Annotated in this window: 27 protein-coding genes; 16 read left to right on the top strand and 11 right to left on the bottom strand. The window is 73.6% G+C overall.

Annotated features, from left to right (window positions below; translation table 11 throughout):
• Window positions 1–76: 76 nt before the first annotated feature.
• The 11 genes from ABT295_RS09150 to ABT295_RS09100 all read left to right on the top strand — a co-directional run bounded on the left by ABT295_RS09150 (window position 77) and on the right by ABT295_RS09100 (window position 10,009).
• Window positions 77–1,051 carry a flagellar motor switch protein FliM gene (locus ABT295_RS09150; protein WP_352394046.1) on the top strand — a complete coding sequence of 325 codons (975 nt, stop codon included), beginning with the start codon at window positions 77–79 and terminating at the stop codon, window positions 1,049–1,051.
• Complete coding sequence (gene fliN / locus ABT295_RS09145; RefSeq protein ID WP_352394045.1) at window positions 1,048–1,764, top strand: flagellar motor switch protein FliN; 717 nt, start codon at window positions 1,048–1,050, stop codon at window positions 1,762–1,764. The genes ABT295_RS09150 and fliN overlap by 4 nt, the downstream gene beginning before the upstream one ends.
• A complete protein-coding gene (gene fliO / locus ABT295_RS09140; RefSeq protein ID WP_352394044.1) occupies window positions 1,765–2,406 on the top strand; it encodes a flagellar biosynthetic protein FliO in 642 nt (213 codons plus the stop codon). It begins immediately after the preceding gene.
• Between the two features lie 89 nt (window positions 2,407–2,495).
• Window positions 2,496–3,299, top strand: coding sequence for a flagellar type III secretion system pore protein FliP (gene fliP, locus ABT295_RS09135; protein WP_502991136.1), 804 nt, complete (start codon window positions 2,496–2,498; stop codon window positions 3,297–3,299).
• Complete coding sequence (gene fliQ / locus ABT295_RS09130) at window positions 3,296–3,571, top strand: flagellar biosynthesis protein FliQ (protein ID WP_345507179.1); 276 nt, start codon at window positions 3,296–3,298, stop codon at window positions 3,569–3,571. The genes fliP and fliQ overlap by 4 nt, the downstream gene beginning before the upstream one ends.
• Window positions 3,572–3,578: 7 nt before the next feature.
• Window positions 3,579–4,337: a flagellar biosynthetic protein FliR gene (locus ABT295_RS09125; protein ID WP_352394043.1), complete on the top strand. Its 759-nt coding sequence runs from the start codon at window positions 3,579–3,581 to the stop codon at window positions 4,335–4,337.
• Window positions 4,337–5,485, top strand: a complete 1,149-nt coding sequence (locus ABT295_RS09120) for an EscU/YscU/HrcU family type III secretion system export apparatus switch protein (protein ID WP_352394042.1) — start codon at window positions 4,337–4,339, stop codon at window positions 5,483–5,485. Before ABT295_RS09125 ends, ABT295_RS09120 begins: the two co-directional genes overlap by 1 nt.
• Window positions 5,482–7,533, top strand: coding sequence for a flagellar biosynthesis protein FlhA (locus ABT295_RS09115; RefSeq protein ID WP_352394041.1), 2,052 nt, complete (start codon window positions 5,482–5,484; stop codon window positions 7,531–7,533). Before ABT295_RS09120 ends, ABT295_RS09115 begins: the two co-directional genes overlap by 4 nt.
• Window positions 7,511–8,593: a hypothetical protein gene (locus ABT295_RS09110; protein ID WP_352394040.1), complete on the top strand. Its 1,083-nt coding sequence runs from the start codon at window positions 7,511–7,513 to the stop codon at window positions 8,591–8,593. The genes ABT295_RS09115 and ABT295_RS09110 overlap by 23 nt, the downstream gene beginning before the upstream one ends.
• Before the next feature lie 51 nt (window positions 8,594–8,644).
• A complete protein-coding gene (locus ABT295_RS09105) occupies window positions 8,645–8,920 on the top strand; it encodes a carbon storage regulator (RefSeq protein WP_352394039.1) in 276 nt (91 codons plus the stop codon).
• A 252-nt stretch (window positions 8,921–9,172) separates the two neighbouring features.
• A complete protein-coding gene (locus ABT295_RS09100; RefSeq protein WP_352394038.1) occupies window positions 9,173–10,009 on the top strand; it encodes a sigma-70 family RNA polymerase sigma factor in 837 nt (278 codons plus the stop codon).
• Here ABT295_RS09100 and ABT295_RS09095 read toward each other — a convergent pair.
• Window positions 9,961–11,850, bottom strand: coding sequence for an MMPL family transporter (locus ABT295_RS09095; protein ID WP_352394037.1), 1,890 nt, complete (start codon window positions 11,848–11,850; stop codon window positions 9,961–9,963). The genes ABT295_RS09100 and ABT295_RS09095 overlap by 49 nt on opposite strands.
• Window positions 11,851–12,139: 289 nt before the next feature.
• Entirely contained in the window at window positions 12,140–12,886 is a 747-nt protein-coding gene (locus tag ABT295_RS09090) for an aquaporin (protein WP_352394036.1), read from the bottom strand.
• Between the two features lie 147 nt (window positions 12,887–13,033).
• Here ABT295_RS09090 and ABT295_RS09085 point away from each other — a divergent pair, with 147 nt between their 5' ends.
• Window positions 13,034–14,599, top strand: a complete 1,566-nt coding sequence (locus tag ABT295_RS09085) for an amidase family protein (RefSeq protein WP_352394035.1) — start codon at window positions 13,034–13,036, stop codon at window positions 14,597–14,599.
• 30 nt (window positions 14,600–14,629) lie between these two features.
• Here ABT295_RS09085 and ABT295_RS09080 read toward each other — a convergent pair whose 3' ends face one another.
• The gene (locus ABT295_RS09080; protein ID WP_352394034.1) at window positions 14,630–15,868 is read right to left on the bottom strand and encodes a hypothetical protein; all 1,239 of its coding nucleotides are present in this window, start codon (window positions 15,866–15,868) and stop codon (window positions 14,630–14,632) included.
• Window positions 15,865–16,371: a SigE family RNA polymerase sigma factor gene (locus tag ABT295_RS09075; protein WP_502991083.1), complete on the bottom strand. Its 507-nt coding sequence runs from the start codon at window positions 16,369–16,371 to the stop codon at window positions 15,865–15,867. The genes ABT295_RS09080 and ABT295_RS09075 overlap by 4 nt, the downstream gene beginning before the upstream one ends.
• A gap of 149 nt (window positions 16,372–16,520) precedes the next feature.
• On the opposite strand from ABT295_RS09075, the gene ABT295_RS09070 reads away from it, so the two are divergent.
• Complete coding sequence (locus tag ABT295_RS09070) at window positions 16,521–16,847, top strand: DUF952 domain-containing protein (protein ID WP_352394032.1); 327 nt, start codon at window positions 16,521–16,523, stop codon at window positions 16,845–16,847.
• Window positions 16,848–16,851: 4 nt separating this feature from the next.
• Here the strand turns inward: ABT295_RS09070 and arfB are convergent, their stop codons facing one another.
• The 3 genes from arfB to ABT295_RS09055 form a co-directional block, all read right to left on the bottom strand.
• Window positions 16,852–17,307, bottom strand: a complete 456-nt coding sequence (gene arfB / locus ABT295_RS09065) for an alternative ribosome rescue aminoacyl-tRNA hydrolase ArfB (protein ID WP_352394031.1) — start codon at window positions 17,305–17,307, stop codon at window positions 16,852–16,854.
• 120 nt (window positions 17,308–17,427) lie between these two features.
• Window positions 17,428–18,204, bottom strand: coding sequence for an SDR family NAD(P)-dependent oxidoreductase (locus ABT295_RS09060; protein WP_352394030.1), 777 nt, complete (start codon window positions 18,202–18,204; stop codon window positions 17,428–17,430).
• Between the two features lie 22 nt (window positions 18,205–18,226).
• On the bottom strand, window positions 18,227–19,372 hold the full coding sequence (locus ABT295_RS09055; RefSeq protein ID WP_352394029.1) for an acyl-CoA dehydrogenase family protein: 1,146 nt from the start codon (window positions 19,370–19,372) through the stop codon (window positions 18,227–18,229).
• Between the two features lie 132 nt (window positions 19,373–19,504).
• Here ABT295_RS09055 and ABT295_RS09050 point away from each other — a divergent pair, with 132 nt between their 5' ends.
• Window positions 19,505–20,776 (top strand): MFS transporter, encoded by a 1,272-nt coding sequence (locus tag ABT295_RS09050; RefSeq protein ID WP_352394028.1) that lies wholly within the window; start codon window positions 19,505–19,507, stop codon window positions 20,774–20,776.
• A gap of 4 nt (window positions 20,777–20,780) precedes the next feature.
• On the opposite strand, the gene ABT295_RS09045 is transcribed toward ABT295_RS09050, so the two are convergent.
• The 4 genes from ABT295_RS09045 to ABT295_RS09030 are packed head-to-tail and all read right to left on the bottom strand — an operon-like array spanning window position 20,781 to window position 23,923.
• Window positions 20,781–21,866, bottom strand: coding sequence for an ABC transporter ATP-binding protein (locus ABT295_RS09045; RefSeq protein WP_352394027.1), 1,086 nt, complete (start codon window positions 21,864–21,866; stop codon window positions 20,781–20,783).
• A complete protein-coding gene (locus ABT295_RS09040; RefSeq protein WP_352394026.1) occupies window positions 21,863–22,648 on the bottom strand; it encodes an ABC transporter permease in 786 nt (261 codons plus the stop codon). The genes ABT295_RS09045 and ABT295_RS09040 overlap by 4 nt, the downstream gene beginning before the upstream one ends.
• 37 nt (window positions 22,649–22,685) lie before the next feature.
• Entirely contained in the window at window positions 22,686–23,531 is an 846-nt protein-coding gene (gene modA, locus ABT295_RS09035; RefSeq protein WP_352394025.1) for a molybdate ABC transporter substrate-binding protein, read from the bottom strand.
• Window positions 23,528–23,923 (bottom strand): TOBE domain-containing protein, encoded by a 396-nt coding sequence (locus tag ABT295_RS09030; RefSeq protein ID WP_352394024.1) that lies wholly within the window; start codon window positions 23,921–23,923, stop codon window positions 23,528–23,530. Before ABT295_RS09030 ends, modA begins: the two co-directional genes overlap by 4 nt.
• Before the next feature lie 149 nt (window positions 23,924–24,072).
• On the opposite strand from ABT295_RS09030, the gene ABT295_RS09025 reads away from it, so the two are divergent.
• Window positions 24,073–24,456, top strand: coding sequence for an ArsR/SmtB family transcription factor (locus ABT295_RS09025; RefSeq protein WP_352394707.1), 384 nt, complete (start codon window positions 24,073–24,075; stop codon window positions 24,454–24,456).
• Window positions 24,453–24,956: an SRPBCC family protein gene (locus tag ABT295_RS09020; RefSeq protein ID WP_352394023.1), complete on the top strand. Its 504-nt coding sequence runs from the start codon at window positions 24,453–24,455 to the stop codon at window positions 24,954–24,956. Before ABT295_RS09025 ends, ABT295_RS09020 begins: the two co-directional genes overlap by 4 nt.
• The last annotated feature ends 4 nt before the right edge of the window (window positions 24,957–24,960 follow it).

The following is a 24,960-nucleotide window of genomic DNA, read 5'->3' as shown; positions in this document are numbered from 1 at the left end:
CCCGCCCGACACCCGCAGCCGGACACCCCGGCGTGGCGTCCTTACCATGTCGCCGCGCCTGCCGATAGAGGGGTGCGTGACTCTGCTCGAGGTCGACGCGCCCCCCGTCGAACCGTATGACTTCCGCCGCCCGACCACGCTGGCGCGGGAGCACAGCCGCATCCTCGAAGCCGCCTTCGACTCGTTCGCGCGGCAGTGGGGCACCCAGCTCACGGCCAAGGTGCGCACGAAGTCGACGGCGACGACCGAGTCGGTCATCGTCGCGACCTACGACGAGTACGTCGCCTCGCTGCCGACGGTCACCTGCATGGTCCGCTGCGTGCTCGGCGACACCCCCGCCAAGATGGTCGTGCAGTTCCCGACGCCCGCCGCCCTCGGCTGGGTGGCCCGGATGCTCGGGGGCAACTCCGACAAGGCCGGACTCGAGCGCAAGCTCACCCCGATCGAGCACGCCCTCGTCAAGGCGCTCGTCGAGGAGGCCCTCGAGGTGCTCGCCTACTCGCTCGGCCCGCTCCTGACGCAGGAGCCGCGCGTCGAGTCGATCCAGTACAACTCGCAGTTCGCCCAGGCCGCCGCGACCTCCGACCTCATGGTCGTCGTCACGTGCGGCCTGCAGGTGGGGGAGACGACCTCGGCCGTCACCTTCGCCATCCCGGCCGACACGCTCCTGCCGCAGCTCGGGGCGGTCAACCCCGTCGCGAGCACGCACGACGCCGCCGATCTCGCCCGCCAGCAGGTCGCCCACGTGCCCGTCGAGGTCGCCGTCTCGCTCGCGCCCGTCACCGTGACGCCCGAGCAGGTGCTCGGTCTCGCCGTGGGTGACACGCTCGCCCTCCCGCACCACTCGCGCGAGCCGTTCCTCGTCACGGTCGGCGGCGAGGACCTCGCCCGCGCGATGGTCGTGCGCACCGGCTCGCGCGTCGCCGCCCGCATCGTCTCGGTGCTGGCCGCCGAGCCCGACGCCCCCCACGCCGCCCCCTCGCCCTTCGGGTCGACCGGGGCCCCCAGCCCGTATGCCGCCCTCCACCCCCTCCAGGAGAACCACCCGTGAGCACCGCAGCCCCCGCCGCCGAGCACCTCGCCGCCTCCCTGCCCGTCCCCGGCCTCCGGGTGCTCGGCCAGGTCGCCCCCGAGACGGCTGCCGCCGCCCGCGCCGAGGTGCTGGGCGCGGTCGTCGTGTCCGCCTCGCTCGTCGGCCCGGCGCCCGCCGACCTCTCGCTCATCGTGCTCGACCCCGGCTTCGTGGCCGAGGCCGGCGGCGGTCCGGGCGCGCCGACGACGGCCGTGCTGCGCCCCGCGTTCGAGCGCGCCGCGCTGACGCTCGGCGACGGCGTGCTCTCCGAGCTCGTCGAGGGCGACCCGGCCGGCCTCTTCGTCGGCGGGGTGGCGAGCGCCGACGGCGAGACCTCGGTCTTCGAGATCTCCGACGGCGCGGCGCCCTTCGGGTGGCTCGCCGTCCGGGTCGGCGCGGCCGCCCCGATCACCTCCTTCGCCGACCACGGCAGCGCCTACGACGGTCGCCTCCGCCGCATCCAGGACGTCGAGATGGCCCTCACCGTCGAGATCGGCCGCACCCGCATGAGCGTGCGCGAGGCGCTGTCGATGGAGCCGGGCACCGTCGTTGAGCTCGACCGCTCGGCCGGCGCGCCCGTCGACGTGCTCCTCAACGGTCGCCGCATCGCCATCGGCGAGGTCGTCGTCGTCGACCAGGACTACGGCGTGCGCATCTCCCGGATCCTCGACGCCGCCGAGGCCCGGCCCTGAATGGACACCCTCCTGCTGGCGGCTCGCGTCGTCGTCTCGCTCGTCGCGGTCTTCGGACTCATGTGGCTGGTGCAGCGCAAGGTGCGCACCGGTGGTGCGGCGACCCGGGCCAAGGCCCTCAGCGTCGTGGCCCGTCAGTCCGTGGGCCAGAAGGCGTCGGTCGTGCTCGTCGACACCGACGGCAAGCGCTTCATGCTCGGCGTGACCGAGCACGGCATCTCGGTGCTGCACACGGGTGAGGCCCCGGCCGTCCCCGAGCCCGTGCCGTCGCCCGTGCAGTCGCCGGTCGGGTCGTTCCTCGGGTGGCCCGTCGACGCGTCGACCGACGCCCCGGTCGACCCGACGACCGACGCACCCGTCGACCCGACCGCCGACGCCCTCGTCGGGCTCGACGACGACACCACGGACCCCCGGCCGGCCCCGCTGCCGACCCCGCTGCCGACCCCGCTGCCGACCCCGCTGCCGACGCCCCTGCCGACGCGCCGCGAGGTGCGTCAGGCCTCCTTCCAGGCCGAGCTCGCGCGTCAGCGCGCCGGGCTCGCACCCTCGGCCGGCGCAGCCCCGAGGGGCACCGGCTCGATCCTGGAGCCGGCCACGTGGCGCCTCGCCGCCGACGCGATCCGCGCCGGTCGACGCTCGTGACCGGCCTCCTCGCGACGGTCGCCACCCGCCCGGCCACCCGCCCGGCCACCCGCCCGGCCCCGCGCCCCGGCCGCGGCCGCCGCCTCCTCGTGCTCCTCGCGCTCGCCGTGCTCGCCGCCGCCGTCGTGATGGTCGTCTCGGCCTCGGCGGGTCACGCCGCCGGCCTCGCCTCGGCCCTGCCGGCCGCGCCGACGCCGCCCTCGCCGGGCGACGGCAAGGGCGTCATCAACCTCGAGATCAACTCGCCCGACAACGGCCCGTCGTCGTCGGTCGTCACGCTGCTCGGGATCACGCTGCTGTCGGTGGCCCCCGCGCTGCTGCTCATGATGACCTCGTTCACGAAGATCTTCGTGGTGCTCTCGATGACCCGCAACGCCCTCGGCCTCGCCTCCGTGCCGCCGAACCAGGTGCTCGCGGGCCTGACGCTCTTCCTCTCGATCTTCATCATGTGGCCGGTGCTCTCGCACGTGAACGAGCTGGCCGTGCAGCCCTACCTGAACGGGCAGCTCGACTTCGGCGGTGCGCTCACGGCCGGTGCGAAGCCGCTGTCGACCTTCATGCTCGCGCACACCCGCGAGGAGGACATCGCGCTGATGACCCGGGCTGCGGGCATCGCCAACCCGGCGACCCCGGAGGCGACGCCGCTGCAGACGCTCGTGCCGGCATTCATGATCTCGGAGCTGCGCGCGGCCTTCATCATCGGCTTCGTCATCTTCATCCCGTTCCTCGTCATCGACCTCGTCGTCTCCTCGGCGCTCATGTCGATGGGCATGATGATGCTGCCGCCGGTCATGGTGTCGCTGCCCTTCAAGGTGCTGCTCTTCGTGCTCGTCGACGGGTGGGGCCTCATCATCACCTCCCTCGTGCAGAGCTACGCGGGGAGCGTGACATGAACCCGTCCGCCGTCCTCGACATCGGTCTCCAGGCCCTGACGACCGCGGCCAAGCTGTCGGCCCCGGTGCTCGTCACCGCGCTCGTCGTCGGCCTCGCCATCTCGCTCGTGCAGTCGATCACCCAGCTGCAGGAGGTGACGCTGTCGTTCGTGCCCAAGGCCGTCGCGGTCGTCATCGCGCTCGCCGTCAGCGGCCACTGGATGATCGCCGAGATGATCACCTTCACCAACGACCTGTTCGCGCGCATCCCCAGCCTGCTCGGATCGGCCTGACGCGACGATGAACATCCCCATCGACCAGGCGTGGGCGGAGGCGACCCTGCTCGCCATCGTCCGCATGACGGCGTTCCTCTTCATCGCACCGCCGTTCTCGCACAACGCCTTCCCGGCCCGGATCAAGGCGATGCTCGGCGTCGGCCTCGGTCTCGCCGTGTCGATGCGCGCCGGCGCGACCTACACGGGCCGCGGCGACGCGGCCTTCGTCACCGGCCTCGTCCTCGAGCTCGTCACCGGCTTCGCGCTGGGCTTCATCGTCTACCTCGTCTTCGCGGCCATCCAGTCCGCCGGGGCCCTCATCGACCTCGCCGGCGGCTTCCAGCTCGCGCAGGGCTACGACCCGCAGACCATGGTCAACGGTGCGCAGTTCACGCGCCTGACCCAGATGACCGCCCTGGCCCTGCTCTTCAGCAGCGACGGGTACCAGCTCGTCATCGGCGGGCTCACGAGCACCGTCGGCGCGATCCCGCTCGGCGGCGGCATCGACCTGTCGCGGCCCGTCGAGATGATGACGACGTCCGTGACCGGCATGTTCGTCTCCGCCGTGCAGATCGCCGGCCCGCTCATGGCGGTCCTCTTCCTCGCCGACGTCGGCCTCGGCCTGCTGACGCGCGTGGCGCCCGCCCTCAACGCCTTCCAGCTCGGCTTCCCGCTCAAGATCCTCATCACGCTCGGCCTCGCGGGCTTCATGTTCCTCGCCCTGCCGCGCATCGTCTCGGCCCTCGCCAACCAGGCAGCGCGCATGCTGATGGGGGTGAGCTGATGGCTGACGACGGTCAGGAGAAGACCGAGCAGGCCACCGACAAGCGGATGCGCGAGGTGCGCCAGAAGGGCCAGCTGTCGAAGTCGCAGGACCTCACGGCCTGGCTCGCGGTCGGCCTCGGTGCGGCGATGATCCCGATGACGATCTCGCGCGGCGCCGACGCGAGCGTCAGCCAGCTCTTCACGATGCGCTCGGTGGCCGAGGACCCCGACCCCGCGCGGGCGCTCGCCGCCCTGGGTGACGGGCTGTCGTCGGTCGGCTGGACCCTGATGCCGATGGTGGCCGCGGTCTTCGTCGGCGTCATCGCGGGTGCGGTGCTCCAGGGCGGCGTGCACGTCAAGAAGCTCTCGCCCTCGTTCCAGAACTTCAACCTCGTCCAGGGCATCGGCCGGATGTTCGGCAAGCAGGCGCTCTGGGGCGGGGCCAAGGCCCTGCTCAAGACCGCGGTCGTCGGGCTCGTGCTGTGGATGGTCGTGCAGGACCTCGTGCCGGTGCTGCTCACCGCGGGCGGCCTGCCCGTGTCGGGCCTCATCGACGTCACCGGTGACGGTGCGGCCTCGCTCCTGCGCTTCGCGGTCCTCGCCGGCCTCGTGCTCGCCGCGGCCGACGTCATGGTCGTCATGCGCCGCAACCGCAAGAAGACCCGGATGAGCAAGAAGGAGGTCAAGGACGAGGCGAAGACGAGCGAGGGCGACCCGATGCTGCGCTCGCAGCGCCGCTCGCGGCAGCTCGCGATGTCACGCAACCGCATGATCGCCGCGATCGCCGACGCCGACGTCGTGCTCATCAACCCCACGCACGTCGCGGTCGCGCTGCGCTACGAGCCCGGCAAGGCCGCCCCCCGCGTCGTCGCCAAGGGCGCGGGCACCATCGCGGCCCGCATCCGCCAGGAGGCGGAGGACAAGCGGGTGCCCATGGTCCGCGACGTCCCGCTCGCCCGCGCCCTGCACGCCGGCTGCGAGATCGGCCAGGAGATCCCCGTCGAGCTCTACACCGCCGTCGCCGGCGTGCTCGCCTTCGTCATGGCCCTCAAGGCACGCGGCTCCGCCGCCGGCGTGCACACCGTGCCCCGCCAGCCGCCCACCCCGGCCGGCCGCCACCGTCCCGCACCCGGACCCACCGGTCACACCCAAGGAGCGCACCCGTGAACCGCGACCTCGCCCGGCTCGCCGTGCCCGTCGGCATCGTCGGCATCGTGCTGCTGCTCGTCGTGCCGATCCCCTCGTCGCTGCTCGACGTCCTCATCGTCTGCAACATCGCGCTCGCGCTCGTCATCCTGCTCACGAGCATGTTCGTCAACAAGCCGCTCGACTTCTCGGTGTTCCCCTCGCTCCTGCTCGTGGCGACGCTCTTCCGGCTCGGCCTCAACGTCGCGTCGACGCGGCTCGTGCTCGGCGAGGGCTTCGCGGGCCACGTCATCGAGGCCTTCGGCAAGGTCACCGTCGGCGGCTCGCTCATCATCGGCATCGTCGTCTTCCTCATCCTCGTCGTCATCCAGTTCGTCGTCGTCACCAAGGGCGCCGAGCGCGTGGCCGAGGTCGGGGCGCGCTTCACCCTCGACGCCATGCCGGGCAAGCAGATGGCCATCGACGCCGACCTCAACGCAGGACTCATCACCGACGTCGTCGCGCGCGAGCGGCGCGCCGAGGTCGCCGCGGAGGCCGACTTCTACGGCGCGATGGACGGTGCGTCGAAGTTCGTCAAGGGCGACGCGATCGCCGGCATCATCATCATCATCGTCAACGTCGTCGGCGGCATCGGCGTCGGGATGGTGCAGCGCGGCCTGTCGATCACCGACGCGCTCAACACCTACAGCCTGCTCACCGTCGGCGACGGCCTCGTGACGCAGATCCCCGCGCTGCTCATGGCCGTCTCGACCGGCATGATCGTCACGCGCTCGAACTCCGAGACCGACCTCGGCCGCAGTGCCTCCAAGCAGCTGTCCCAGTCACGCACCGCCCTGCTCGTCGCGGGGTGCGCGGCCCTCGTCATGGCGCTGCTGCCCGGCATGCCGCCGCTGCCCTTCCTCGGGGTGGGCGGGCTGCTCATCATCGCCTCGCGCCGCGTCGGCGCCACCCAGGCGGCCGACGCCGCCGCCGCGACCGCCGCTGCTGCGGCCGCGGAGGAGGCGCCCGAGCAGGACCCGAACCAGGCGATCCTCGAGAAGATGCGCGTGCACCCGCTCGAGATCCTCCTCGCCCCCGACCTCGTCGACCTCGTCGGCAGCTCGCCCGACGACCTGCTCGGGCGCGTCAAGGCGCTGCGCCAGACGATCGCCATGGACCTCGGGGTCGTCATCCCGCCCGTCCGCACGCGCGACAGCGTCGAGCTGCCCCCGACGACGTATGCCATCCGCGTCGCGGGCGTCGACGTGGCCCGGGGCGTCGCCCCGTCGGGCAAGCTGCTCGCCCTCGGCGAGGCGCTCGACTCCCTGCCCGGTGACGCCGTCATCGAGCCCGTCTTCGGCCTGGCCGGCAAGTGGATCCCGACCGAGCTGCGCCACAGCGCGGAGATGACGGGCGCGACCCTCATCGACCGGGTCAGCGTCCTCGTGACCCACCTGTCCTCGATCGTCAACGTCCACGCGGCGCGGCTGCTCTCGCGGGAGGACGTGCGCGTGCTCACCGAGGGTGTCAAGGCCGTGAGCCCCGCCACCGTCGACGAGCTGACCCCCTCCCTGCTCTCACTCGCCGAGCTCCACCGGGTGCTGCAGGGGCTGCTCGCGGAGCAGGTGCCGATCAACGACCTCACCCGCATCTACGAGGCGCTCAGCCTCCGGGCCAAGGTCGCCAACGACCCCGAGTCGCTCGTCGAGGCGGCCCGGGCCTCGCTCGGCCCGGCCCTCGTGGCGCGCTTCGCCGACCACGGGCACCTGCCGGTCATCACCATCGAGCCGACGCTCGAGCAGAGCCTCGTGCAGGACCTGCGCCCGGCCGAGGGCGGCACCCAGCTCGTCGTCGACCCGGCCCGCCTCGACGCCGTGCTCGCCTCCCTGAGCGCCGCCGTGGCGGCCGCGGAGTCGGCCGGCAAGTCGGCCGTGCTCGTGTGCGCGCCGGTGCTGCGGCCGGCCATGCGCAAGCTGCTGCCGCCCGCCCCGCGCGGCGTGCCCGTCCTCTCCTACGCCGAGGTGACCTCGGCCGACGTCAGCATCGAGACGATCGGGGTGGTGCGCCTTGGCGCCTCAGTTCCTGCTTGAGGGTCGCTCCCTCGACGAGCTCACGCGTGAGGCGACCGAGCTCTACGGGGCAGACGCGCGCATCGTGCGCGCCGAGCGCGTGCTCGACCCCGGGGTGGCCGGCTTCCTCGGACGCCGCCACCTCGAGGTCATGGTCGAGGTGCCCGACCAGCCCCGGCCACCGTCGGAGGCGGGCCCGGACACCCGGACGGCGGACGTCGTCGTGGCGCCGGCCGGCCACGTGCTGAGCGACCGCGCCGGCATCCTCGCGCTGCTCGACGACGCCGACAGCAGCGAGGACGACGTCAACGCCGACCTCGTCGGTCGCGCCGACCGACCGACCGGCCTCGCGCGGGTGACCGGCCCCGTAGGGCCGGCCGGTCACCCGGGGGCGCCGGACCCGGCGGGGGCGCCCGGCCCGGTTGCGCCCGTGGTCGAGACCCGGGCACCCGTGCCCGGCGCCCCGCTCGCAGGTGCGCCGGTGCGCCCGGCCACCGTCGTGCCGGACGTCTCGACGGAGTCGCCCCAGCTGACCGAGCTGCTCGCGCGCCTGGGCGACGACCGCGCCGGGCGGGCGGTGCCGGCGCCGCTGTCGGCGCCGGGCGACCTCGTGCTCGTCGTCGGCCTCGGCGACAGCGCCCTGCACGTGACGGCCTCGATGCTCGAGGTGGCCGGCGGTGGGGGCACCGGCAGCGGGTGGGCCGTCTACGGCGCGGGCGCCAGCGCGCCCGCCGCCCGTCCCCGGCTCACCGGTCGCTGGGACGCCGTGCGCTCGCGGGCGCTCGCCGTCGAGGTGGGCGCCGCCGTGCTCGTGGCGTGCGACCCGGGCTCACCCACCGGTGGGCTGCCGCACCTCGAGGCGGCGGCCTCGCTCGCGCCCGACCAGGTCTGGGTCGTCGTCGATGCCCGGCACAAGCCGGACGACACGAGCGCCTGGGTCGACCGGGTGCGCGCGGTGATGGAGGTCGACGCGCTCGCCGTCGTGGGGGCCGGGGAGTCGCTCTCGCCTCACACCGTCAACTGGCTGCGCGTTCCCGTAGGGTGGGTGGACGGGATGCCTGCACCACGGACGGTGCTGTGAGGCGCCGCAGGCGACCGGGCTGACGACTCGCACCCACGGAAGGGGATCCCCATGCTCGTACTCACCCGCAAGCCCGGCGAGAAGATCATGATCGGCGACGACATCGTCATCACGTTCCTCGAGAGCCGCGGCACGGACGGCATCCGCATCGGCATCGACGCCCCACGCCACCTCGAGATCAAGCGCGAGGAGATCTTCGGGGCGGTGGCCGACGCCAACCTCGAGGCCACCCAGGCCAGTGCCGACGACGTGCTGCGCGGGCTCGTCGGCCGCGGGCCGGACGCACCGTCCGGCACCCCGTCGGACCCCTCGGCCAGCACCCCGTAGGACACCGCTCCGACTTCGCGTCGGAGGGTCTCGCCGCAGCCCCTCGAGGGGTTCCCGCGGCGCGCCCCGGCACGACCCGCGAGCGTGACCCGTGGAGCGACACGCCGGACGAAAAGAATTTTCTCGGCATTTTTCTGATTCCGGATACAAACCGAACATAGCGACCCAAAATGGACACGTCCGGAGGCGCCGACATCCCGTCGCACCCGCCCGTGCCGGACGCCACGTCATCGTGCACGTCTGAGGGGTCCAGTGGAAACAACGGAGCGCAACCAGCTCGTCGTCGACAACCTGCCGCTCGTCGGCTACCTGGTGTCGGACCTGTGTGCGCGCTCCACCCACCTCTCGCGCGAGGACCTCGCCTCGGTCGGGGCGATCGGCCTCGTGCTCGCGGCCGACTCCTTCGACCCCACCGCCGGCGTCCCGTTCGGGGCGTACGCCCGTCGCCGCATCTCCGGCGCCCTGCTCGACGAGCTGCGCTCGATGGACTGGGCGGGCCGAGGCACGCGCCAGCGCATCACGGCCCTCAAGTCGATGAGCAGCACGCTCTCGGCCCAGCTCGGTCGCACCCCGACCGACGACGAGATGGCCGCGGCCACCGGACTGACGCGTGAGCAGGTGCGCTCCAGCCTCGCCGACGCCGCCCGCACCGTCGGCACCCTCGACGAGTCGGCCGAAGCCATCGTGGCCGACCTCGCCGCGCCCGAGGACACGCTCCTCGCCCGCGAGCGCACGGCGTACCTCCGTGCGGCCGTCGCCTCCCTGCCGGAGCGCCTCCAGCTCATCGTCACGGCCATCTACCTCGAGGGCAAGGCGGTCAAGGACGTCGCGACCGAGCTCGGCCTCACCTCCTCGGCCATCTCGCAGCAGCGCAGCGAGGCCCTCCGCCTGCTCCGAACCGGCCTCGAGGCCCACTACGCGGACGACGTGCACGCGGGCGGGCTCACGCCGCAGCAGGAGTCCGGCTCGACGCGCCGCGCGGTCTACCTCGAGACCCTGGCCGGCGCCGTGCCCGCGCTCGGCCGGGCCCGCACGAGCGGCTACGGCCGCCAGCCCGCGGTCGCCGGGTCGCTCGAGGCCGCCGGCTGACGCACGCCGCTCAGCCCGGCTGCCCCGTCGGCCCGTCCGCGGGCTCTCCGTCGCGCGCACCCCCTCCGCCCACGCGCGCCTCGTGCCGTCCGGCGCGGGGGAGACCCACCGGCCACCAGATCCGCTCGCCGATGTCGTACGCCACGGCCGGCACGAGCAGGCCGCGCACGACGAGCGTGTCGAGCAGCACACCGAACGCCGATGACGGCGATCTGGACGAGAAAGAGGATCGGCAGCACCGCGAGGGCCGAGAAGGTCGAGGCGAGCACGAGCCCCGCACTCGTGATGACGCCGCCCGTGACGGTGAGCGCCACGAGGATGCCCGGCCGGGTGCCGCGCAGCCGCGACTCCTCCCGCACGCGCGTCATCAGGAAGATCGAGTAGTCGATCCCGAGGGCGACGAGGAAGACGAAGCCGTAGAGCGGCGTGGCCGGGTCGGACCCGGGGAAGTGCAGCACGTGGTTGAACACGAGGGCCGCAACGCCCATCGTCACCGCGAACGAGAGCAAGTTCGCCGCGACGAGCACGAGCGGCGCGACGAGCGAGCGCAGCAGCAGCATGAGCACGACGAAGATGACACCGAGGATGGTCGGGATGATGACCCGCAGGTCGCGGGCGCTCGCCAGCCGCACGTCGAGGTTCGTGGCCGTCGACCCCCCGACGAGCACGTCGGGGCCGACGCGGTCGAGCGCGCTGCGGAGCGACTCGACGGTGTCCTCCGCCGCCACGGTGTCGGCGGCGGCGTCGAGCGTGGCCTGGATGACGACGGAGCCGTCGACGAGCACGGGCGGTCGGCCGGGCAGGAGCCCGACCTGGGGGCTGCTCACGCCCTCGGAAGACTCGAGCACCCGGACGACGTCGGCCGCCTCGGCCTCCGGCGCCACGACCTGAACCGGTGAGCCCGAGCCGGCCGGGAAGTGCCGGGCCAGCACCTTCTGACCGGTCACGGAGTCGACCCGGGTGAGGAAGAGGTCCGACTGCGCGGTGCCGCGGGCCTCGAGCGTCGGCAGGAACGCCGCGCACGCGACGAGCGCCACGAGCGTGACGACCCACGTGCGGCGGGGGCGACGCCCGACGAGTCCGGCGACGCGGCCCCAGATGCCCCGCGTGCCGACGGAGTCCGCGCGGTGCACGTGGTCGACGCGCGGCACCTGCGGCCAGACGATCCGTCGGCCGGCGAGGAGCAGCACGGCGGGCAGGAAGGTGAGCGCCGCGACGAAGGCGCCCGCGATGCCGAGCGCGCCGACCGGGCCGAGGCCCTTGGTGCTGCCGAGCTCCGAGAGCCGCAGGCAGAGCAGGCAGAGCAGGCAGAGCAGGACGGTCGCCGCGCTCGCCGCGATCGGCTCGAGGGTCGCCCGCCAGGCCCCTCGCATGGCGACCCACGTCGACGCGTGGTCGTGCAGCTCCTCCTTGAACCGGGCCACGGGCAGGAGTGCGTAGTCGGTGGCGGCGCCGACGACGAGGATCGAGAGGATGCCCTGGCTCTGCCCGCTCAGGCTGATCGCGCCGTGGCGGGCGAGCGGGAAGACGACGAGGGCGGCGAGCGAGAGCCCGCACATCGCCGTGACGAGCACCGCGAACGGCAGGATCGGGCTCCGGTAGACGATGAGCAGGATGAGGAAGACGACGCCCAGCGCCACGAGCAGCAGGATGCCGTCGATGCCGCTGAAGGCGATGATGAAGTCGGCGAAGAAGCCGCCGGCGCCCGTGACGTGGACGGCCAGCCCCGAGGGGGCGAGCGTCGCCGCGCCGGCGTCGCGCAGGGCGCTCGCGACGGCATACAGCGCCGTGTCGCCGTTGATCGTCTCCTCCGCCCGGTCGGCGACGAAGGCCACGAGCACGAGGGCGGCCTTCCCGTCCTCGCTCGGGATCGCGGCCTGTGGCGGGGTCTGCAGGAACTCGCCGACGGCGCGTGACGACCTTGCTCACGGCGGTGGACTCGGCGGACGGGGCAGGAAGTCGGCGTCGTCGTTCGTCGCCACCTCCGAGAGGCGACCGACGAGAGGCCGCCGGCGCCGCCCACCCCGAACCACAGGAGCACGACGAGGGCGGCCGTCCAGCGAACCCACCGTCCGCCGGCGCGTGGTGAGGGTGCGAGCTCGGAGCTGTCGCTCACGGCGGTCGGCCTGCTCAGGCGGGGACGTCCGCCCCCGTCGGGTCGGTGTCGGACCCGGCGGTCCGGGTCTCGAAGAAGGGCGCGGCGAGCGCGGCGACGGCGCCGCCGACGAGGGGAGCGACGACGAACATCCAGACGTGCGTCAGCGACTCGCCGCCGTTGAGCAGGGCCGGGCCGAGCGAGCGGGCGGGGTTGACCGACGTGCCGTCGAGGGGGATGCCGACGAGGTGGATCACGGTGAGCACGAGGCCGATCGCCAGGCCGGCGAAGCCGGGTGCCGCGGCGCGGTTCGTCACGAGGAGCACGACGAACACGAGCAGGAACGTCATGACGACCTCGAGCACGAACGTGCCGCCGGCCGAGATGGTCTTGCCCCAGTTGTTCGTTCCGAGCGCGCCGGTCGCGTCGGCGACCCCGCCGAAGCCGGACACCATGAGCTTGAGCAGCGCGGCGCCGACGAGCGCGCCCACGACCTGCGCGACCCAGTAGGCGACGGCCTCCTGGGTCGTGATGCCCCGGCGCATCAGGACACCCAGCGTGACGGCGGGGTTGACGTGGCAACCCGAGACGGGCCCGATCGCGTAGGCGAGGGCGAGCAGCACGAGTCCGAAGGCGAGGGCGACGCCGACCGCGCCGATGGTGTCGATGCCGAAGACGGCGGAGCCGACGGCGAAGAAGACGAGGATGAAGGTGCCGACGCCCTCGGCCACGGCCTTGCGGGCGAGGTCCGGCGTGGGGGCGGTCGTGGTGTGATCGGGCATGAGGGTCCTTCCGTGCCGGGTGGAGCCGGATGAGCGGACCCGTTCCCCCGGGACGCTCACGCCAAGCGTAGGGCCGCGTCACGGATGCACAAGGGCCTCTGCGGGATTCGGCCGCGCGTCGCGGGGGAGACGGCCATCATGGGTCGGGTGAACCGTCGCCTCGTCGTCACACGATCGGTGGTGACCGGCCTCTGGGTGGCCCGCCGGGCCGCCCGGACGCCGCGACTCCGACCGCTCGACACGTCGCCCTTCGACGCCGCGCTCGCCGGGTTCTCGCGCGACCGTCGCGAGCGTGTCGCGGGCCTCGTCGACGGGTCCACCATCAGCAGGCTGGGTGAGCTCATGGACGACGGTCGGTTGACGTCGACCGAGCTCGTCCTGTTGTGCCTCAGCCGGATTCGCGAGCACGATGACGTCCTGCGCTCCGTCATCGAGCTCAACCCCCACGCCCTGGACGAGGCCGCGGCCGCGGACGAGCGCCGGCGCGCGGGAGGCGTCGCCTCACCGCTCGACGGCATGCCGGTCACGGTCAAGGACAACATCGAGACGGCCCCTCCGATGCGCACGACCGTCGGGTCGATGCTGCTCGCGGACCACGTCGCGCAGCGTGACGCCGAGGTCGTCGTGAGGCTGCGTGCGGCCGGTGCCGTGATCCTCGGCACGGCGAACCTCTCCGAGCTCGCGGGTGCCATGTCGACGAGGCCGGGGTTCAGTGCGGTCGGCGGCCAGTCGGTGAATCCCTTTGGTGCGCAGTACTCCCCGGGTGGCTCGAGCAGCGGGTCGGCCGTCGGCGTCGCGGCCGGGCTCACCGTCGCGAGCCTCGGCACCGAGACGTCGGGGTCGCTCCTGGTGCCGGCCGCCTTCACCGGCGTCGTCGCGATGAAGCCGAGCCGGGGCGTCGTCTCCGGCGAGGGCGTCGTCCCGCTCGTGCGCACCCAGGACTCGGCGGGCCCCGTGGCGCGTTCGGTGGCCGACGTCGCCGCGGTGCTCGCCGTCGTCGCGCGGCGTCCCGTGCACGTCGACCTGCCCGCCGACGCGCGCACCCTGGAGGGCGCCCGCGTCGGCGTCCTCCGGGCCGACGTGCTCTCGCACCGCACGCCGTTCGAGGACACCACCGACAACGACGCCGTGCTGGCCCGGCTGGTCGCCGCCCTGGCGGCTGCGGGCGCCGATGTGGTGGACGTGCGGCTCGGCGACCGCGACGGGGCGCTCGCGACGTTCGACCGGACCTTCCCCGACGTCGTGCTCGGCGGTCTCGTGCACGACACCGTGCCCCACCTCGTCTCCGCCGCCCGGGAGGCCGACCTCCCGGTCGAGGGAGCCGCCGACCTGCTCGCCTGGAACCTCCGGAGGCCGCGCACGCGGATGCCCTCGGGTCAGGCCCTGCTCGGGCTGGCCGTCCTGCGTGCGGGGTCGGCCACGGCATACGTCGAAGCAGCGCAGCGGTGCACGGAGGAGGCGGCCTCGCTGCTCGCGCGGACGTTCGACGCCTCCGGCAGCGACGTGCTGCTCAGCCTCTCGAACCGCCACGCGAACGTCTACGCGACGGCCGGTTTCCCGGCGGTCACGGTGTCGGCCGGGCTGCGCTCGGGTGGCATGCCGGTCGGCGCGACGCTCGTCGCGCCGATCGGGGAGGACGCCCGCCTGCTCGAGATCGCGCACGCGCTCGAGCAGGCGACCGGCCCGCGCCCCGTCCCGCCACTCCCGGCCTGAGCCGCTGGTCGGGCGTGCGGCTCGGGACCGTCACCGCGGCAGGACATACCTCGGCTCCGTCGTGCCGTCGCGGTCGAGGGGTCGCTGCTGTGCCCCGAGGACGGTGCAGCCCAGGGCGAGGCTGCACGACTGCAGCGTGTTGCCGGTGGCCGGGGAGAGCGGCTGCGAGGTGTTGCGGGAGATGACGAACGTCGACTCGTCGTCGGCCAGGTGCCACGTCCAGCCCGAGACGGTGGCGTCGCCGGTGCCGCCGAGCGCGGTGGAGCCGTCCGCGACCCGGACGACGCCCGCGCTGAACCAGTAGCCACCGTCGACCGCCATCGAGCCGACGAGGTAGGTGCCGCGGCTCGAGAAGGCGTTCGGCATGAACATCGACGGGTTCTCGCCGGCGCCGCAGCGCTCGACGGTCCTCGGGAACGAGGGCTGCGTCAGGTCGACGACCGCCCAGCAGGCCTCGTCCATCGCGTCACCGGCGACCGACCACCGCAGCGCGGCGCGGCGGCCGTCGTTCGAGACCGCCACGACGTGCGCCGGCAGCGCTCGCGTGCTCCCGGTGGAGACGTTCCACTCGAGCGAGCCCTGCTGGCCGTCGCCCCCGAGGTAGACGAGGTCGCCGACGACGGCGGCCACCTCGCGGGGGTCGGCGCGACGGGCCAGCTCCACGCCGGCGGCGTCGTGGACGACGACCGTGTCGGACGTGCCGCTCTTCGCGACGACGCGCGTGCCGTCGGCCGACACGGCATACATCCCCGAGGCGCCGAGCGCGGCCACGGTGCGTCCCGTCGGCGACAGGATCTCCATCTCGCTCTGCGACGCACCGGTCGAGAGGTGCGACTGGAGCACGAAGCCGCCACCCGCCAGCACCGCGAAGCTCTCGACGACGGTGTCCTTCTCGAGCTGGATCACCGTGTCGCCGAAGCGGATCGTGTCGTCGAGGGCGTATGCCGTGTCGCGCGTCGCGGTGGCCTGCTCGGTCTGCCGCGTCGTGGGCACCGGCGTCGAGCCGGTCGGCGACGGCAGCGCTTCGGTCGAGGACGTCGACACCGCTGGCACCGGCGGGGGCGTGCCCCGGTCGGCCGACCACACCGTGGGCACGGCGACCGCGATGACGGCGACGGCCGCGACCGCCCCGAGCGTGGCGCGGGTGCGCTGGTCGCGACGGCGCCGGGCGATCGCACCGGGCGCGAAGTCACCGGGCACGTCGACCCGGTCGGCGTGCGAGCGGAGCAGGGACTGGAGCTCGTGCTCCTGGGGGTCCGGTGTCGTCACGGCGTGACCTCCTTCATGGTGCTGCGCAGGGAGCTGATCGCGCGGCTCGTGTGGCTCTTGACGGTGCCGACGGAGATGCCGAGGATCTCCGCGGTCTGGGCCTCGGTGAGGTCCTCGTAGTAGCGCAGGACCACGGCGGCCCGTTGCTGGGGAGCGAGGGAGCGCACGTGCGCCCACAGCTCGCCGTCCCGCCCCGTCGCCGGGGCCGCGGCCGGGTCCATGACCCGGATGAGCTCGCTGTCGGTGCGCTCGCGGTGGCGCCAGGCGCGGCGCCACCACGTCGTGTGCTCGTTGACCATGACCTTGCGCACGTAGGCGTCCGGCGACTCGACGGCCCGGATGTGGTCCCACTTGGCGTAGACCCGGGCGAGCGCGGACTGGACGAGGTCCTCCGCGCTGTGCGGGTCTCCGGTGAGCAGGTACGCGAACCGCGCGAGCGACGCCTGTCGCGCTCGGACGTAGGCCGAGAAGTCGGCCTCGCGTTCGGTGGCTTCCACTGACATTCCCCTGTCTGGTGTGGTCGGACGCACCCTCAACGCGGTGGGGGACCGGGAAGGTTGTCGTCCGGCGACGCCACGTCCCCGGTCGGTGCGGTCGCTGCGGTCGGTGCGATCGGGCGGGGGAGGGCCGGGGGTTGGTAACGTCGCGCGCCATGATCTACCACCTGGCCGAGCAGGCCGACTGGGAGCGGGCCCTGACCGAGGGCAGCTACGCGCGCTCGACGCGCGGCCGCTCCCTCGCCGAGGAGGGTTTCATCCACGCCTCGTCCGACGCGCAGTGGCCCGTCGTGCGGCGGCTCTTCTACGCCGACGTCACCGAGCCGCTCGTGCTGCTGCACGTCGACGAGTCGCGCCTCGGTGCTCGCGTCGTGCACGAGGTGGGCGACCCCGCGACGGGCGAGACGTTCCCGCACGTCTACGGCCCCATCGAGGTGGGCGCCGTCGTCGCGACGACCGTGCTGCCCGCACCCCACGCCTGACCGGTCACTCCGGCGCCACGCGACCGCGGCCGGACTTGACCTCCCCGCGCCGCTTCTTGCCCTCGATGCGGCGCTGCTGCGAGCCGCGCGTCGGGCGCGTGGCGCGTCTCGCGGGGGCGGGTGGCGCCAGGCCGGCGCGCAGCAGCGCCACGAGGCGCTCGCGGGCCGCGGCCCGGTTGCGCAGCTGCGACCGGTGCTCGGAGGCGACGACGGTGATGCGCCCGCCGACGACGCGCGCCGCCGGTGAGTCCTCGAGCCGCTCGCGCTGCGCCGGGGTCAGCGCGGTGCAGGTGCGCACGTCGAGCACGAGCTCGACCCGGCTGTCGGTCGTGTTCACGCCCTGGCCTCCGGGCCCGGACGCGCGGCTGAACCGCTCGACGAGCTCGCTCGCGGGGATGACCAGTCCCCGCCGCAGGCCGGGTCCGGGCGTGACCTCGAGGTCGGCGCCGGGCTCGTTCATTCCGCCATCATGCCCACACCACGGCGCCCCGTGCCTCCCCCATGGAGGCAGGTGCCCACCCGACGGTCTCGGGTGGGCACCTCTGCACGCGGCGTCAGCAGGTCAGCGGGGTCTGCGGGGTCAGCGCGGCGGCATCCGCAGGGCGCCGTCGAGGCGGACGACCTCGCCGTTGAGCATCGGGTTGTCGACGATGTGGCGCACGAGGCTCGCGTACTCCTCGGGGCGACCGAGGCGCGACGGGTGCGGCACCTGCTTCTCGAGCACCTCCTTGACGTCACCCGGGAGCCCGGCGAGCATCGGCGTCTCGAACGTGCCGGGGGCGATCGTCATGACGCGGATGGCCTTGTCGGCGAGGTCGCGGGCGGCCGAGAGCGTCAGGCCGACGATGCCGCCCTTGCTCGCGGCGTAGGCGGCCTGGCCGATCTGGCCGTCGTAGGCCGCGATGCTCGCGGTGTTGACGATGACGCCCCGGTCGCCGTCGACGGGCTCGTTGGCGAGCATCGCCGCGGCCGCGAGGCGCAGCACGTTGAACGAGCCGACGAGGTTGATCTCGACGACCGTCCGGAAGGTGTCGAGGGGGAGCGGGCCCCCACGCCCGATGACGCGGCCGGGGGTGGCGACACCGGCGCAGTTGACGGCGACGCGCAGCTCGCCGAGCGAGGTGGCCCGGTCGATCGCGGCCTGCACCTGCGACTCGTCGCGCACGTCGGCGGCGACGAAGACGGCGCTGCCCGCGCGCTCGGCGTTCAGCTCGTCGACGAGCGCCGGCGCCGACGACCCCTCGAGGTCGAGAACGACGACGGTGGCGCCGTCGGCGACGAGACGGCGCGCGGTGGCACCGCCGAGGCCGGAGCCGCCACCGGTGACGACGGCGACGGTGGACGAGTTCAGCTGCATGACAAGCCTTTCGGGCGGTGGGTCAGCGGGCGAGGAGCTGGCGCGAGATGACGAGTCGCTGGATCTGGTTGGTGCCCTCGAAGATCTGGGTCACCTTGGCCTCGCGCATGTAGCGCTCGAGCGGGAAGTCCTCGGTGTAGCCGGCGCCGCCGAGCACCTGCACGGCGTCCGTCGTCACCTTCATCGCCGCGTCGGTGGCGACGAGCTTGGCCACGGCGGCCTCCTTGCCGAAGCCACGGCCGGCGTCCTTGAGCCGGGCGGCGTGCAGGTAGGTGGCGCGCGCCGACGTCACCGCGGCCTCCATGTCGGCGAGCAGGAAGGCGAGGCCCTGGAAGTCGCCGATCCGGCGGCCGAACTGCTCGCGCTCGGCCGCGTACGTCGCGGCGGCGTCGAGCGCGGACTGCGCGAGCCCGGTGGCGGCGGCGGCGATGCCGAGGCGCCCGGCGTCGAGGGCCGAGAGGGCCATGTGCATGCCCTGGCCGGGGCTCCCGATGAGGCGGGCGGCCTCCACCGGCACGCCGTCGAACATCACCTGGGCGACGGGGTCGCAGTGCAGCCCCATCTTCCGCTCGGGCTCGGCGAAGGTCAGGCCGGGCGCGTCGCCGGGGACGATGAACGTCGAGAGGCCGCGACCGCCGTCGTCCGACGTGCGGGCGAAGGTCGTGTAGTAGTCGGCGTGCCCGGCGTGCGAGATCCACGCCTTGGTGCCCTTGAGCGCCCAGCCGTCGTCGGTGGGGGTCGCGCGGGTCGTCATCGAGGCGATGTCCGAGCCGGCCAGCGGCTCGGAGAGGCAGTAGGCGCCGAGCTGCTCGCCCGAGAGCATGCCGGGCAGCAGGGCCTCCTGCTGCTCGCGCGTGCCGAAGGTCGCGACGGGGTAGGCGGTGAGGCTGTGCACGCTGACGCCGACGGCGACGCTCATCCAGACCGACGCGATCTCCTCGACGACCTGGAGGTAGACCTCGTAGGGCTGCTCGGCGCCCCCGAACTCCTCGGGGTAGGGCAGCGAGAGCAGCCCCGACCGGCCGAGGGTCGCGAAGGCGTCCGCGGGGAAGGTGCGGGCCCGTTCGGCGTCGTCGACCTTCGGGGCGAGGTCCTTGCGGCAGATCTCGCGCGTCAGCTCGATGAGGTCGGTGGCGTCGTCGGTGGGCATCAGCCTCGTCGCTGGCATGCCTAGATACTAGGACGTCCGAGCATTCTGTCCGTATCGTGAGACGCTCCGAGGCCGTCCGTGGACACCCTGAGCCGGCCGCGGTGCCTAAAGCAGGCGACGGCGGCAGATGCGGCGCCCTACCGTCGTCCCGTGCTCACGCTCCTGCGCCGTCCGCTGCGCGAGGCCGAGGCCACCCCGACCTTCTACGTGCTGACGGCGGTGGCAGCCTTCGCCTTCGCACTGTGCTTCACGCTCAACCTCGTCTTCCAGTACCGCGTCGTCGGCCTCGACCCGTTCCAGATGGTGCTCGTCGGCACGGTGCTCGAGGCGACGTGCTTCCTCTTCGAGGTGCCGACCGGGCTCGTCGCCGACCTCTACAGCCGGCGGGTCTCCGTCATCGTGGGGTTCTTCCTCGTCGGCGCCGGCTTCGCCTACGAGGGGGTCGCCGCGACCTTCGGGGCCGCGATCGTCGGCAACGTGCTCTGGGGCATCGGCTACACCTTCACCTCCGGGGCGCTGCAGGCGTGGATCACCGACGAGGTGGGCGAGGAGGCCGTCGCCCACGTATTCACGCGCGAGACCCAGATCGACCTCACGGCAGGTGTCGTCGGCACGCTGGCGGCCGGGGCCCTCGGCCTCGTGGCGCTGCGCGTCCCCGTCGTCGTGGCGGGCGCCACGCTGGTGCTGCTCGCGGTCGGGCTGTGGGTGGCCATGCCGGAGCGGCACTTCCACCCGACGCCACGGGGCGAGCGAGAGACGTTCGGGCACCTGCGCGACCAGCTCGTGGCGGGCCTTCGCCTCGCCCGGCGTCGGCGCGTCGTGCGGGCCTTCCTCCTCGTCAGCCTCCTCGCCGGGCTCGCGAGCGAGGTCTTCGACCGGCTCTGGCGCGTGCGGCTGCTCGACACCTTCGCGATGCCGGAGGTCTTCGGCGGCGACGAGGCGATCGCCTTCACCGCCTTCGCCCTCGTCGGCACCGTGCTCGCGCTCCTCGCGTCGCTGGCGAGCGGCCGCTGGCTGCCGCGGCGCGTCGTCGACACGGCCCCCGGCGTGCCGGTGGCGATCGCGGCGCTCGCGCAGGTCGCCGCGGTCGCGGGGGTCGCCCTCGTCGGCAACCTCTGGCTCGCGCTCGCCTGCGTGTGGGTGCGCGGCGCGGCCATGGCGTTCAGCGCGCCCATCGAGGCGACGTGGGTCAACCGCAACCTCGAGGGACCGACGCGCGCCACGGTCCTGTCGATGACGAGCCAGGCCAACGCCGTCGGGCAGGTCGTCGGTGGCCCGCCGCTCGGTGCGCTCGCCACGCGGACGTCGATCCCGGTGGCACTGCTCGTCGCCGCGGTGGTGCAGCTGCCGTCGGTGCTCGTGGTCCTCCGGGTGCGTCGCGTGGCCGGGCGGCCGGCGGTCGAGCACGACGCGGCCCGCTGACGGGTCAGCGGGGGTAGGTGCGCACCTCGGTGGCCTTCACGGCCGCCCAGACGTCCTGTCCGACCTGCAGGCCCAGGGCGGTGACCGACTCGAGCGTCACCTCGGCCGTCAGCGGCACGACCCCCTCGAGACCGACTCGCGCCGACTGGCCCTGCATCGTCACCGACCGGATGCGCAGGGCCCAGGCGTTGCGGGGCGATCCGTCGGGCTCGTGCCGGTGCAACGACACGGCACCGGGCGGGATCGTCGCCCAGACCGCGCCCTCGGTCGGGTCGGTCGTGACGAGCACCCCGCCGGTCTCGGTGGTGACGTGGCCGTGCGCGTCCCCCCGGGCGGCATACAGGTTGAGGCCGACGACGGTGCCGACGTAGGCGCTGCGCGGTTCGTTCAGCACCTGCGCCGGCGTGCCCGTCTGGGTGACCTGCCCGTCCTCGACGAAGACGAGCCGGTCGGCGAGGGTGAGCGCGTCGAGCGGGTCGTGCGTCACGAGCACCGTCACCCCGCCGTATGCCGCCAGCCGGGTCGCGAGGTCGCTGCGGGTGCGGGCCCGGGTGTCGGGGTCGAGGGCGGCGAGCGGCTCGTCGAGGAGCAGCAGGGCCGGGTCGGTGGCGAGGGCGCGGGCCAGGGCCACCCGGGCCTGCTGGCCGGAGGAGAGCTCGCGCGGGCGGGCCTGGGCCCGGTCGGCGAGGCCGACGCGGTCGAGCTCGTCGAGCGCGCGCCGGCGCGCACCCTCCCGGTCGACGCCTCGGCTGCGCGGGCCGAACGCGACGTTGTCGACGGCCCGCAGGTGCGGGAAGAGCAGGCTGTCGGCGAGCATGAGCCCCACCCGGCGCCGCTCGGGCGGGAGGCGCCGCCGGCCGTCGTCCCAGACCGCGCCGCCGACGCGCACGTGCCCCGAGGCGAGCGGCAGCACGCCGGCGAGGGCGAGGACCGTCGAGGTCTTGCCGCCACCGTTGGGGCCGAGCACGCCGATGACCTCCCCGGGCCCGGCCGCCAGTGCCACGTCGATCTCGGCGACCCCGCGGCGCAGGCGGACCCGCGCGTCGAGCCCGTCGAGCCGGTCGGCACCCGCGGGCGTGCCCGCGGTCACCGCAGCCACCGCCCGCGGAGGGCGCCGAGCACGAGCACGCTGACCGCGAGCAGCAGGATGCTGATCGAGATGGCGACCTGCGGGTCGCGCTCGAGCTCGACGTAGACGAGGAGCGGCAAAGTCTGCGTGCGGCCCTGGAAGTTGCCGGCGAAGGTGATCGTCGCGCCGAACTCGCCGAGGGCGCGTGCCCACGCGAGGGCGAGGCCGCTCGCGATGCCCGGCAGCACGAGGGGGATGGCGACGGTGCGCAGGTAGCGCAGGTCGCCCGCCCCGAGCGTCCGGGCGACCGCCTCGAGCCGGGGGTCGAGGCCGCGCATCGCCCCCTCTACGGCGAGCACGTAGTAGGGCATCGCGACGAAGGTCTCGGCGAGCACGACGGCCACCGTCGTGAACGGGATCTGGATGCCGAACGGCGCGAGGTGCTGGCCCACGACGCCGTTGCGGCCCCACGTCATGAGCAGCGCCACGCCGCCGACGACCGGTGGCAGCACGAGCGGCACGGTGAGCAGGGCCCGCACCCAGCTCGTCGCGCGGTGGTCGGAGCGCGCGAGGAACCACGCGAGGGGCGTGCCGAGCGCGAGGCACAGCAGGGCCGTGATCGACGTCGTCGTCAGCGACAGCCGGAGAGCCGGCAGCACGGTCGGCGTCGCGAGGTCGGTCGGGATGCGGGCCCAGTCGGCGCGCAGGAGGAGTGCGACGAGCGGGACGACGAGCAGTAGCAGGGCGAGCGCGGCCGGCACGCCCAGGGTGATGCGCGAACGCCACCCGGCGGCATACCTCATGCGGCCTCATCCTGCCGGGGGCGGTGCACGGCGCGGCTCAGGGCGCGCCGAACCCGAAGGACTGCACGGTGGCGAGGCCCTCGGCGCTGAGGACGTAGGCGACGAAGGCCTTCGTCGCGGCGTCGTCGGCCAGCGTGACGACGGGGTAGGTGAGGCTCGTGTTGACGTCCGCGGGGATCGTCAGGCCCTTGACCGCGTCCTTGGCCGCGACGACGTCGGAGTGGTAGACGACGGCGGCGTCGGCCTCGGCGAGCTTGACCTTGGCCAGCGTCGCCTTGACGTCGACCTCCTTGCTCACGACGTTGGGCACGACGCCGGCCTTCGTGAAGGTCGTCTGCGCCGCCTTGCCGCACGGCACGGTGTCGGCGCAGAGCACGACCTTGACCGACGGCTTCGCGAGGTCGGCGATCGAGGTGACGCCGCCGGGGTTGGCCGGCGGCACGGCGATCTCGAGGACGTTGGTGGCGAAGGTCTTGGTGTCCTTGACCATGCCCTTGTCGAGCGGCTCGGCGGCCGCCGTGCCTGCCAGCGCGACGACCGAGGCCGGTGCGCCGTTGTTCACCTGCTGCACGAGCGTCGCGCTCGAGCCGTACGACGTCTCGACGGTGACACCGGGGTGCGCGGCCTCGAAATCCTTCTTCAGCGCGTCGAAGGACTCGGTGAGCGAGGCTGCCGCGAGCACGGTCACGGTGCCCTGCAGGGACGACGACGACGCGGACGACCCGCCCGGCTGTGCCGAGCCGCCGGTCGACGCGGCCGGCGTGCTGCTCCCGCACGCGGCGAGGAGCAGGGCGGTGAGCGCCGTGACGGCGGGCGCGGCCACGCGGCGCCGAAGGAGCGGGCGCCGGGGGAGCGGGTGGGTGCCGGGGCGGGGCGTGCTCACGCGGGGACCTCCACGACCACGTGGGTCGACTTGACGCTGGCGACGGCGACCGAGCCGACCTCGAGCCCGAGCTCGTCGACGGACTCGCTCGAGAGCAGCGAGACGATGCGGAACGGACCGCACTGCAGCTCCACCTTGGCCATCACGGTGTCCTTCGTGACGGCCGTGACGATGCCGCGCATCCGGTTGCGCGCGGAGGCGGCCCCGATGGTGCCGACGGCAGCGGGGTGCGCGAGCTCCTGGGCGACGGCCGCGAGCTGGGCGCCGTCGACGGTGCGGCGCCCGGCGTCGTCGGTGGCCCCGTCGAGTCGGCCCGAGTCGACCATCCGGCGGACGGTGTCGTCGGAGACGCCGAGCAGGGCGGCGGCCTCGGTGATACGCAGCTGCGGCATGGACGCGACGATACACCCGCACCTGCGGAGTCTCAGCCGGATCGAGATGGCTCGGCGGGCTACGGGACGGGCCGCTGGAGCCGAGGGTTGACGGGAGGGTGGTGCGGGTGTGTAATCAACATATCGGTTGATCAAGGAGTTTGTTGACAATGATGCTGTCGCCCGTCTCGGACGCCGACCTCGACCGCGCCTTCGCGGCCCTGGCCGACCCCGTCCGGCGCGCCATCGTCGCCCGGCTCAGCCGCGGCGCCGCCACCGTCAACGAGCTCGCCGAGCCGTTCGAGATCAGCAAGCAGGCCGTCAGCCGGCACATCCAGGTGCTCGAGCAGGCGGGTCTCGTCAGCCGCAGCCGCGACGCCCAGCGCCGTCCGGTGCACCTCGAGGCCGCTCGCCTCGAGCTCCTGACGGCCTGGATCGACCGCTACCGGCTGACCGCCGAGCAGCGCTTCCGCTCGCTCGACGCCGTCCTCGAACGCACCACCGCAGCACCCGCAACCACACCGAACAGCACCGACAAGGAGCAGCAGTCATGAGCAACGCCCTCACCCTCGACATCCCCGCCGGCGTGCCGTGGATCGACTTCAGTCGCGAGTTCGACGCGCCCGTCGAGGCCGTCTTCAACGCCCACCGCGACCCCGAGCTCGTACGCCAGTGGCTCGGCCCCCGGGGCTACGAGATGGTGGTCGAGCGCTGGGACTTCACGTCCGGCGGCGGCTACCGCTACACCCACCGCGACGGTGACGACGTGTACGGCTTCCACGGCACCTTCCACACCGTCCGCGACAACGAGATGGCCATCCAGACGTTCGAGTTCGAGGGCGCCCCCGACGAGGTCGCGATCGAGTTCATGCGCTTCGTCGACCTCGGTGACGGGCGGTGCCGGCTCGAGGGCCGGAGCGTCGGTCGCACGGTCGAGGGGCGCGACATGATGGTCGAGAGCGGCATGGAGCAGGGCATGGCGCAGGGCTACGAGCGCCTCGAGGAGCTCGTCGCGCAGCACGCCTCCGCCTCCGCCTCCGCCGCGCAGGGCTGAGCGC

This window comes from Terrabacter sp. NPDC000476, assembly GCF_040300125.1.
GTDB lineage: Bacteria > Actinomycetota > Actinomycetes > Actinomycetales > Dermatophilaceae > Terrabacter.
This window is presented reverse-complemented; position numbering and strand designations above follow the sequence as displayed.

Bases quoted from the DNA above. Each gene is read 5' to 3' on its own strand.
- fliO (WP_352394044.1), top strand. From the start codon at position 1,765: ATGGACACCCTCCTGCTGGCGGCTCGCGTCGTCGTCTCGCTCGTCGCG.
- fliQ (WP_345507179.1), top strand. From the start codon at position 3,296: ATGAACCCGTCCGCCGTCCTCGACATCGGTCTCCAGGCCCTGACGACC.
- ABT295_RS09125 (WP_352394043.1), top strand. From the start codon at position 3,579: ATGAACATCCCCATCGACCAGGCGTGGGCGGAGGCGACCCTGCTCGCC.
- ABT295_RS09120 (WP_352394042.1), top strand. From the start codon at position 4,337: ATGGCTGACGACGGTCAGGAGAAGACCGAGCAGGCCACCGACAAGCGG.
- ABT295_RS09105 (WP_352394039.1), top strand. From the start codon at position 8,645: ATGCTCGTACTCACCCGCAAGCCCGGCGAGAAGATCATGATCGGCGAC.
- ABT295_RS09090 (WP_352394036.1), bottom strand. From the start codon at position 12,886: ATGCCCGATCACACCACGACCGCCCCCACGCCGGACCTCGCCCGCAAG.
- ABT295_RS09075 (WP_502991083.1), bottom strand. From the start codon at position 16,371: ATGTCAGTGGAAGCCACCGAACGCGAGGCCGACTTCTCGGCCTACGTC.
- ABT295_RS09070 (WP_352394032.1), top strand. From the start codon at position 16,521: ATGATCTACCACCTGGCCGAGCAGGCCGACTGGGAGCGGGCCCTGACC.
- arfB (WP_352394031.1), bottom strand. From the start codon at position 17,307: ATGAACGAGCCCGGCGCCGACCTCGAGGTCACGCCCGGACCCGGCCTG.
- ABT295_RS09060 (WP_352394030.1), bottom strand. From the start codon at position 18,204: ATGCAGCTGAACTCGTCCACCGTCGCCGTCGTCACCGGTGGCGGCTCC.
- ABT295_RS09055 (WP_352394029.1), bottom strand. From the start codon at position 19,372: ATGCCAGCGACGAGGCTGATGCCCACCGACGACGCCACCGACCTCATC.
- ABT295_RS09040 (WP_352394026.1), bottom strand. From the start codon at position 22,648: ATGAGGTATGCCGCCGGGTGGCGTTCGCGCATCACCCTGGGCGTGCCG.
- ABT295_RS09030 (WP_352394024.1), bottom strand. From the start codon at position 23,923: ATGCCGCAGCTGCGTATCACCGAGGCCGCCGCCCTGCTCGGCGTCTCC.
- ABT295_RS09025 (WP_352394707.1), top strand. From the start codon at position 24,073: ATGATGCTGTCGCCCGTCTCGGACGCCGACCTCGACCGCGCCTTCGCG.
- ABT295_RS09020 (WP_352394023.1), top strand. From the start codon at position 24,453: ATGAGCAACGCCCTCACCCTCGACATCCCCGCCGGCGTGCCGTGGATC.